The sequence below is a fragment of the Pseudomonas sp. TSO6 genome (assembly GCF_056098905.1).
Genome location: NZ_JBLZWV010000075.1, coordinates 1 through 9,868 on the forward strand (window position 1 = coordinate 1; position 9,868 = coordinate 9,868).

8 protein-coding genes and 2 pseudogenes are annotated in these 9,868 nt (G+C 53.3%); 8 read left to right on the forward strand and 2 right to left on the reverse strand.

Annotated elements, in window-relative coordinates; genetic code table 11:
• The 8 genes and pseudogenes from ACN6NG_RS29780 to ACN6NG_RS29815 form a co-directional block, all read left to right on the forward strand.
• Positions 1-253: pseudogene (locus ACN6NG_RS29780) on the forward strand (glycine/betaine ABC transporter permease); the annotation flags it as partial.
• 57 nt (positions 254-310) lie between these two features.
• Entirely contained in the window at positions 311-1,339 is a 1,029-nt protein-coding gene (gene proX / locus ACN6NG_RS29785) for a glycine betaine/L-proline ABC transporter substrate-binding protein ProX (RefSeq protein ID WP_474317500.1), read from the forward strand.
• A 110-nt stretch (positions 1,340-1,449) separates the two neighbouring features.
• A pseudogene (locus ACN6NG_RS29790) lies at positions 1,450-1,743 on the forward strand (LysR family transcriptional regulator); the annotation flags it as partial.
• A gap of 658 nt (positions 1,744-2,401) precedes the next feature.
• Positions 2,402-3,634: an aromatic ring-hydroxylating oxygenase subunit alpha gene (locus ACN6NG_RS29795; RefSeq protein ID WP_013972270.1), complete on the forward strand. Its 1,233-nt coding sequence runs from the start codon at positions 2,402-2,404 to the stop codon at positions 3,632-3,634.
• A gap of 74 nt (positions 3,635-3,708) precedes the next feature.
• On the forward strand, positions 3,709-4,719 hold the full coding sequence (locus tag ACN6NG_RS29800) for a GlxA family transcriptional regulator (RefSeq protein WP_013972269.1): 1,011 nt from the start codon (positions 3,709-3,711) through the stop codon (positions 4,717-4,719).
• Between the two features lie 79 nt (positions 4,720-4,798).
• Positions 4,799-5,512 (forward strand): GntR family transcriptional regulator, encoded by a 714-nt coding sequence (locus tag ACN6NG_RS29805; protein WP_013972268.1) that lies wholly within the window; start codon positions 4,799-4,801, stop codon positions 5,510-5,512.
• A gap of 94 nt (positions 5,513-5,606) precedes the next feature.
• Positions 5,607-6,935, forward strand: a complete 1,329-nt coding sequence (locus ACN6NG_RS29810; RefSeq protein WP_044046979.1) for an MFS transporter — start codon at positions 5,607-5,609, stop codon at positions 6,933-6,935.
• A gap of 31 nt (positions 6,936-6,966) precedes the next feature.
• The gene (locus ACN6NG_RS29815) at positions 6,967-8,457 is read left to right on the forward strand and encodes an aldehyde dehydrogenase (RefSeq protein WP_013972266.1); all 1,491 of its coding nucleotides are present in this window, start codon (positions 6,967-6,969) and stop codon (positions 8,455-8,457) included.
• 114 nt (positions 8,458-8,571) lie between these two features.
• Here the strand turns inward: ACN6NG_RS29815 and ACN6NG_RS29820 are convergent, their stop codons facing one another.
• Both ACN6NG_RS29820 and ACN6NG_RS29825 read right to left on the reverse strand, forming a co-directional pair.
• Positions 8,572-9,543, reverse strand: coding sequence for a LysR family transcriptional regulator (locus ACN6NG_RS29820; RefSeq protein ID WP_474317504.1), 972 nt, complete (start codon positions 9,541-9,543; stop codon positions 8,572-8,574).
• Between the two features lie 127 nt (positions 9,544-9,670).
• On the reverse strand, positions 9,671-9,868 hold a 198-nt coding region (locus tag ACN6NG_RS29825), incomplete at its 5' end, for a hypothetical protein (RefSeq protein ID WP_474317506.1).

Consider the following 9,868-nt stretch of genomic DNA (forward strand, 5'->3'; position numbering starts at 1 on the left):
GATCGCCTCGATGATTTCGGTAGGCGGTCTGGGCCAGATGGTGCTGCGCGGCATCGGCCGCCTGGACATGGGCCTGGCGACCGTCGGCGGCGTCGGCCTGGTGCTGCTGGCGATCTTCCTCGACCGCTTGACTCAAGCCATGGGTCAGCGCACCAACGACCCAAGCCAGCACTGGTATGAAACCGGCCCAGTAGGACTGCTGGTACGCTTATTCCGTAGCGACCCCAGCGCTAAAGCCATAAAGAGCAATTGAAAGTCAACTCAACAATCTGCCGCTTTAATCAAAACAACCAAAAATGAGTAACAGACCATGAACAGACTTACCTTTCCTCGAAAATTTATGCACTGCATAACCGGCGTGGCCCTGACGTGTTTATCCGCATATTCTATCGCCTCAGCGGACAAGCCTGGTGAAGGCATTAAAGTAACGCCTATGTTCTCGTCGGTAGCCGAAGAACGCTTCCGAGGTGAAATAGCCATAGCCGGCCTTAAGGAGCTCGGCTATGAAGTGCAAGAACCGAAGGAAGCTGAATACGCAACCATGACGCTTGCTGTTGCCTATGGCGATGCAGACTTCACCGTCCAGATGAATGAGATTCTGCACGCTAGCTTTTATGAAAAGGCGGGTGGAAACGACACCATGGTGAAAGCTGGGGCATTCATGCCCGGCATTCTTCAAGGGTATTTAATTGATAAGAAAACAGCTGACAAGTACCACATCAAATACATCACCGACCTCCAGAAACCGGAGATTGCCAAACTGTTCGATAGCGATGGAGATGGCAAGGCGGACATGACAGGTTGCAACCCGGGGTGGGGATGCGAGCTGGTGATCGCGCACCACATGAAAGCCTACAACTTGGAGAAGACTGTCAATGTCAATCAAGGCTCATACTTCGCCTTGATGGCTGACACAATCACTAAGTTCAAAGAGGGCAAACCGATTCTTTATTACACATGGATTCCACAATGGATCTCTAATGTGCTCGTAGAAGGCCGCGATGTGGTTTGGCTGGAGGTACCAAAAACCGACCTTCCAGACGGTAAAAATGATGTTAACACAACATATGAAGGCAAGAACCTAGGCTTTGCTATCGATACAGCGAACTCCGTACTCAACAAAGAGTTTGCTGAGAAAAACCCTGCCGCTCTGAAATTCTTCTCTCTTGCGCACATCACCGCTGCTGATGAAAGCGCACAGAACCTGAAAATGCAACAAGGCGAGAACAAACCTGCAGATATTAAGCGTCACGCCCAGGAATGGATCTCGGCCCATCAGCAAGAGTATCACGAATGGATAGAAGCGGCGCGCAATTCCGCAACAGTTGCCGCTAAATAAGCGCACAAACGGGCGGATTTATTTTTATCCGCCCGCTCACTATAAAAATTCACAGTCTAGACAAACCACCCCGCAGTTCAGTGCCCCAGGTGTACGATGGAGAATTCATGATGGGAAAGCACATTCAACCGGACTTGATACTCACTACACTTCCCTCTCTACATGCTGTCAGAGCCTTTGTAGCAGCGGCAAAATATCAAAGCTTTACTCGTGCAGCCGAGTCACTTTGCGTCAGTCAAGCTGCGATCAGTCGACAAATCAAAGAACTAGAAGACAACCTAAAAACCGATTTATTCACTAGAACCGGCAGATCGGTAGCACTTACCAGCGCAGGCAAACTTTTCTTTCAAACGGCTCAACAGTCTCTATGCAACATCTATCAAGCCACCGACCAAATCCGAAGCATTAGAAAATAAAATAAGCACTCAAATCTAGCCTTGCGATAAACTTGACTTCTCATCGAGTACTGTCCGTGATCACGCACATTGCAATCTTGGGTACCGAATTGGCGGACTTCACGAGATGCGTAATTTCCGCGACATCTGTTCGCCTCCGAACCTTTCTCACACAAGCGATGACGTGCAGGGTGCGCGACATCACCGCTGCTACATGTGTCCATCTAGGTGCTACCGTTAGACCTGATCTGAATGAGGATACCTGGATACCCTCGCCCTACATTGGAGAGCGTTACGATGAGGCTGCTGGGCTAAAGATCCAACATGGCCACATCCCGCGCCCCAAAGGCCCAAAGGCCCAGGCTTACCCACCGATAAGGAGCAGTTCGGAAATCCGGTTGCGAGTCTCTAAGCACTGCAGCATCACGCTGGTGCGCCCCATAACCCCCGAACCGCTCCAGCGATTACATTTTGTTATCAAGCTATCCCCCAAAAAATTGATTCCGGCTCGAGCCGTTGCCACATAGACTTCTGTAAAGCGTTTCAGTCGATGAACACTGCATATGACCACCTCACATCTTAAACATACGCGGGTAAGTTATGTGATATGCAGAGTATCTGGCGAATAATTTGCGGTAGAGCTGTGCATGAGGAGTGCAAATAAAAAATGAAAAATTACACCGACGCATTGGACCTGATCAAACAACGTAAGCCTCAACACGGCCTACCTGGCACCGCCTATAACGATCCCGCTCTCTATCAACAAGATCTTGAGCACATTTGGTACAAAGAGTGGATCTTTGCCGGCCACACTTTTGAGCTGGAAAAGCCAGGTGAGTATTTGACCCTCCAAATCGGAGAATACCCAGTTGTCGTAGTGCGCGGCAAGGATGGAGGTGTTCGCGCATTCCACAACGCCTGTCGTCACCGTGGCTCCAAGGTTTGTACCGAAGCTAAAGGCAAGGTCGCAAAATTGGTTTGCCCATACCATAAATGGACTTTCGAACTGGACGGAAAACTTCTGTATGCAGGAAACATGGGGCCTGAGTTCAACCCTGCTGACCACAGCCTGACGCCGGTTCACTGCGAAGTTGTCCACAGCTACATTTATGTGTGCGTTGCTCAGACCGCACCAGATTTTGAAAAATTCAGAAGCGCTGTTTCCCCATTCATTGGCCCTCACTACCTTGAGGACTGTAAAGTTGCCTTCGAGTCAAACCTGGTAGAGAAAGGGAATTGGAAACTGGTTTTCGAGAACAATCGCGAGTGCTACCACTGTGATGGTACTCACCCGGAGCTGCTTTGCAGCTACACCGAGTTGCTTTCTGTACAAGGCTTGGGCGGCGCAGAAGATCCCGTATTCGCCGAGCACTGCGACACCTGTGAAGCTGCAGGGCTGGCAAGCCGGATGGTAATGGATCCAAACGGGCAATTCCGGATGACACGTATCCCGCTGAACCCTGGAGCAAGCAGCTATACCATGGATGGGAAGCCTGCAGTGGCCCGTCGACTGGATCGCAGCGGAGTTGAAAACATTGGTGCCCTGCTGTACTTCAACTATCCGTCGACCTGGAACCATTTCCTGGGCGATCACGCCCTAAGCTTCCGCGTGCTGCCTGTAGGCCCAGGCGAAACTGTGGTCACCACTAAGTGGCTCGTGCCTAAAGATGCCCAAGAGGGCGTGGATTATGACATCGATCGGCTGACCAAGGTCTGGATTGCAACCAATGATCAGGATCGTCGCTTGGTGGAAGGCACCCAGATTGGCGTCACCTCCCCCGCCTACATTCCCGGGCCCTACTCGACCACCATTGAGAATGGTGTCTGCCAGTTCATCGACTGGTACTGCGATTTGATGACCAAGCGCCTGACCGAGGCAACATCGAACCGGATCATCTGAACATCGCCGGCGAAGGCACTATACCTTCGCCGAGCCGTCACCCGTTGTTGAGCGACGCGCTACACGGAATAACTATGCAAACCGTGAACAGACACTTCAATGCTGCATTCGAAGGGCGAAACCTGAAGTTTCTTGAACAAAGGGTGCCGGGAAAGACTTCGAAGATCGGCTTCCTGCTTTTAGATAATTTCTCGTTGCCGTGTTTCACACAGGCGCTTGATGCCTTGGCCACGGCCAATCTGATTCGTCCTGGCTCAGTGCGCACTTACACATTCAGCTATAGCGGTGCTGAAGTGATCAGTGACCTAGGTATTCCGATTCGACCGGACACTCCACTAACTGATATTCGCGTCGCCCAGATCGACTTGATGATTGTCTGTGGGGGCCTGCGAACGCCACGGGCAGTCCCTGCATGGTTGAGTAACCTTTTGCGCAAACTTGCCGGCTACTCCATGGCTCTGGGTGGGTTGTGGAACGGGACATGGTACATCGGCCTTGCGGGTTTGCTCGATGGCTATAAATGCGCCATTCACCCAGAGCAACGCCTGGCTCTTGCCGAGAATGTTCCACAAGCCTGCGTGAGCCAGGACAGTGTTGTATTCGACCGTAACCGGTTGAGCGCTGCAACCCCTGTAGGCGCTTTTCAAGTAATGGTCCAGTGGCTGCGTGAGCGTTGCGACCCTGCGCTGGCTGAAGCAGTCATCGCCCTGCTCGATTACGACCAAACGCGCTTCCAGAGCGCTACTCGGATACACCAGCCAAATATGACCCTGCCGCTGCGTGAAATTATCCGCTTGATGGAGGCCAACTTAGAGGAACCTCTCGATATACAGCAAATGGCCAAATGCGTGAAATTATCTCCACGCCAAATTCAGCGGTTATTCCGGAACCAGACTGGGAACACCCCGCAGCAATACTATCTTCAGTTGCGCATTACTGAGGCCCGACGGTTACTGCAAAATACTGCTTTGTCGGTGATGGAGGTGGGGCTGGCCTGTGGATTTGTTGCAGCAACACACTTCAGCCGGACTTACAGCAAATTTTTTGGCCGGCCACCTTCTAAAGAGACGCGCTACGAACTCTGAACTAACTTGTTTGTCGCTAAAATCCGCGTGAGTGCGTGCAACTCACTTTCGCCCCGATCCGGTTGCGCAGAAGATACCAATGCAATATCTAGATAGCATTTCCAATATCTCCAATATCGACAAGAAGAAGATATTCGAGATTGCACTGAACAGGCGCATCCTAGATATGAGCATGGCACCTGGTAGTGCCATCGATGAAATTGCGCTATGCAAGGAGTTCGGTCTGTCACGCCCCCCGGTGCGGGAAGCTCTGCGCCATGCAGCCGGAGAGGGCTATATCGAAATGACTGCCAACCGTGCACCGAGAGTTTCACCGATCACGGAAGAGTGCTTTAAGCGCTTCGCCCAAGCAGCACGCATGCTCTATGTGGCGATAGCACATCTCGCTGCGAAGGCAGCGACGGAAAGAAACATCTGCAACTTGCATGCACTCCATAAGCAACTTTCTGCCGCAGGCCAAGCTGCCAATCATCAAGCGTGTGTTCTACTGGAGTGCGCCTTGCTCTTCGAGATCGGAAAAATTTCAGGCAATCACTACTTGGCCCCCTCATTGAAACGATTACTGGTCGACCACGCCCGGATCCAAAACCTCATTTATCGCTCGCAAAGCGTTATAAGCGCCGCACGCGACGCGCTGTGGTTCATCTCTCACTATGCACTCCTGATCTCCGCAGTTGAGCTCCGCGACACCGGTCGTGCCTCTCGTACTAGCGATGAAATTTCTCAACGCATTTTGGAGCGCGTCGAAGCCTATTCGACAACCGCGCAGACAACCGGGGAGGATGCTATTTAACCTTGGGTTATGCAGGAAAAATAACAAAAGACCTGCAGCGTGCCCCAAGCAAGCCACACATGGAAGCTGCCCTGAATTGGTGAAGGAGACAAGAATGATAAGTCATCTAATGACGGTCGAAGACGTACCACTAAATAGGTTTCATAAATCTCTAACCGTCCGATCAGGTGGCGGCGGTTTCGCTGACGGTTACGTCCTTTGCGTAATCGGTGTCGCGCTGGCACATATTTCAACATCGCTGCAACTAAGCACCTTCTGGGAGGGGTTGATCGCCGCCTCCTCGCTCATCGGCGTATTTTTTGGCGGTTTTCTTGGCGGGTGGCTAACCAACTTTCTTGGCCGACGTAAGGTCTATTTCCTGGGCCCGTTACTGTTCATCGGTGCTTCGCTGGCTCATCTGTGGGCGGACTCGGCAATGGCCATTTTTCTACTACGCCTTCTGATAGGTGTAGGCGTAGGCATTGAATATCCGGTCGCAACATCCATGCTGGTCGAGTTTATGCCGCGCAAGTATCGCGGTTCTCGCCTAGCCCTGTTGACCCTTCTATGGTTCGCCGGAGCGGCGTCGGCCTATCTGGTAGGCGAAGTGATGCTGCGTACCTTGGGTACTGAGTCCTGGCCCCTGGTACTGGCAAGCTCCGCAATTGTCGGCCTGTTCCTATTCGTTGTTCGCATGGGCACTCCAGAATCCGCACGCTGGCTGTTGAGCAAGGGGCGGAATGCGGAAGCCGAAGCAGTCATCAAAACCGTGTACGGCAATGAGTTTGACCTTCGTCACTTGCCGGAAGAACAAAGCGGCAATTCCCTGAGTTTTTCCAACCTGCTGCACTCGGGCTATGGCAAAAGGATGCTGTTCATCGTCAGCTTCTGGACATGTTCGATCATTCCGGTTTTCGCGGTGTATTCGTTCGCACCCAAGGTATTGGGCGCCCTGAACGTCAAAGGTGACATCGCGTCGCTAGGCTCCGCCCTGATCACATTGTTCTTCGTATTCGGCTGCATGATTGCCACCCGCATCATCAATGTAATTGACCGACGCACCATGCTGATCTACAGCTTCCTCCTGTCTGGCCTTGCTTTGCTGTGTCTCGGTATTTTCCATTCAAGCCCCGGCATGATCATCCTGGTGCTGTTTGCCACCTACGCTTTGTTTATCGGTGGCGCTCAGGTACTCGTTCTGGTTTACCCGAACGAAATCTTTCCAACCGAGATACGTACCTTCGCGGTGGGAATCGGCACCTCTGTATCCCGAATCGGCGCTGCAGTAGGCACCTACCTAGTTCCCCTGTCGCTGGACTCTCTGGGTATCGCGCAAACCATGTACATCGCCGCACTGGTGTCTTTCGTTGGCCTATTCATGTCCTGGGCTCTCGCTCCGGAAACTCGCTCGTTGAACCTGCAACAAGCGGCCTCGCTGGGCTGATAAAACCTCAACACTGACAATGGAGTAGAACATGTCCACGTTGCTGAACAAAGAACAATACGCGGCCATCGCCGCCGACCTGCAACTGCGTACCCAGGCGTTCATCGACGGTGAATTCCGCGATGCCCTCTCGGGCCGCACCTTCGTCACCACCAACCCGGCCACCGGCCAGCAGCTGGCTGAAGTCGCCGCCTGCGACGTCAACGACGTCAACGTGGCCGTAGCCGCGGCCAAGCGCGTGTTCGAAGAGGGCACCTGGTCGAAGATGCAGCCGAACGACCGCAAGCATGTGCTGCAGAAGTTCGCCCAGTTGCTGGAAGACAACGCCCACGAACTGGCTGTGCTGGAAGCGCTGGACAGCGGCAAGCCGGTCAGCGAGTGCCAGACCGTCGACGTGCCGGAGACCATCCACACCATCCGCTGGCACGCCGAGCTGATCGACAAGATCTACGACGCCACCGCCCCGACCGGCAACGCCGCCGTGACCATGGTGGTGCGCGAAGCCATCGGCGTGGTTGGCCTGGTGCTGCCATGGAACTTCCCGCTGCTGATGCTGGCCTGGAAGATCGCTCCGTCGCTGGCCGCCGGTTGCTCGATCGTGGTCAAGCCGGCCAAGGAAACCACCCTCAGCGCCCTGCGCGTGGCCGAGCTGGCCCACGAGGCCGGCATTCCTGCAGGCGTGTTCAACCTGGTGCCTGGCGGTGGCCGCGAAGTGGGCGAGGCCATCGGCCGCCACATGGACATCCCGATGGTCAGCTTCACCGGCTCGACCGACACCGGCCGCCTGTTCCTCAAGTACGCTGCCGAGTCCAACCTCAAGCGCATCGTTCTGGAGCTGGGTGGCAAGAACCCGGCCGTGGTCATGAACGACTGCGAAGACCTCGATGAAGTGGCCCAGTTCGTCACCGCCGGTGCGTTCTGGAACATGGGTGAGAACTGCTCCGCTTCCTCGCGCCTGATCGTCCACAAGGATGTGAAGGACGAGCTGCTGGGCCTGATCGCCAAGCACCTGAAAGACTGGAAGCTGGGTGACCCACTGGACCCGGACAATCGCCTGGGCGCCATGGTCAGCAAGTCGCACTTCGAGAAGGTCAAGTCGTACCTGGAATACGCCGCCGAGCACAAGCTCAGTATCGTCCAGGGTGGCGAGACCGAAGAAGGCGTGTTCGTGCAGCCGACCATCGTCGACAACGTTGGCCGCGACAACAAGCTTTTCGTCGAGGAAATCTTTGGCCCGGTGCTGAGCGTGACCAGCTTCGAAACCATCGATGAGGCGATCGAGCTGGCCAACGACACCGTTTACGGCCTGGCCGCTTCGGCCTACACCGGCAGCCTGCGCAATGCGCTGCGCCTGTCGCGTGAAATCCGTGCAGGCGTGGTCACGGTCAACTGCTTCGGCGAGGGTGATGTGACCACGCCGTTCGGTGGCTACAAGGAGTCTGGCTTCGGTGGGCGCGACAAGTCCATCTGGGCCCACGACCAATACACGGAGCTGAAGACCATCTGGATCAACGCTTCGTGATCCGAGCAGTACCGGTGCTGTTCTGACGGAGCTCAGCACCAAACCAGCCACCGCCTCCACGCAGGCGGTGGTTACCCCTTGATGGTCTCGGGCAAGAAGGTTTAAGCCCGCATATTACATCACAGTTGGAAAAACTCCAAACTCTTCTAGTATCCAATCTCGAACACGAGTACAACCACCATCGTCTTTCTTCTCCCCCCTGAAGGTCAGAAAATGCTGACTATCCTTGTGAATCAACTCCTCCTCAACTGGCCTGACGAGCAAGCCCTGCTGAACAAGTGGATCTACTAAGTAGTGCCAGCCTAGGGCAACCCCCTGACCAGCTATTGCCAATTGGACAAGTGAATTGTAGTCGTTGGAGTGATACAACTGGGCACCATTAACTACCCGCGCGCTCAAGTCGACATGGTGGTACTCGAACCAAACATACCAATCTACGTGTTCTGCTATCTGAGACCTACCGAAGGGACTAAGATTGAGTAATGATTTTTGACTCATAATCTCCAAATCTATTAGATCAGGATTCTGCTCGAGATACTCAGGACTGCATATTGGATAAATTACGTCACAAACAAGAGGATAACTGCTATACCCCTCTCGTATCTTCGAAAGCTTATTAACAAATATGTCAGGCTGTACACCGGGCTCCATCGTCAAGAAGTTTTGAGTAACCACCGTATTCAGGTCAATATCAGGATTAGCTGCTAGAAACTTAGGTAGACGAGGTGTCAGCCATAAGCCCGAAAAGGCAGGAGTACAACAAATAGTAACAACACGCTTACCACTGGTTTGCCTGCGAATACGGCTTGATGCCTGAGAGATATTGCTAAGTGACAACTGAACAGCATCAAAAAAGGCTGCCCCTGCTGAGGTCAACTCGACTGCGCGCCCGTTCCTTATGAACAATTCCGCGTTTAAGAAATTCTCAAGTTCGCGAATTTGGCGACTGATAGCAGCCTGAGTTACACACAGCGACTCGGCTGCTCGAGTGAAATTCAAGTACTTCGCCGCAGCTACGAATGCTTTCACAGCGCGCAGTGAAGGCATGTGAATCAGAGACAAATCGGGTTCAGTATGCTTTACCATTCGCCTACACCATTTATCAAACAAAAATACGACATTTGCATCACGGCAGCCTTGATCAAGCCTAACCTCTCATCTTTTATTCTTCTTGTATCGTCACACCGCTAGCAGGGCAAAGACCCATCACGGTTTACACCGACTCAGTGACCACCTGCACGCGCTCGCGCATTTCCTCCCCATAATACTGAAAAAGGGCCTCATGCAGACTGTGTGAAAACACACTGACAGGCCCTAGACCAAACGCCCCGACTTGTTCGGGGCGTTTGTTTTTGTGCTGAAAAAGGCTCTTCAGCCCATCAGTTGCATCATTTGCTTGGCACCCAGGACG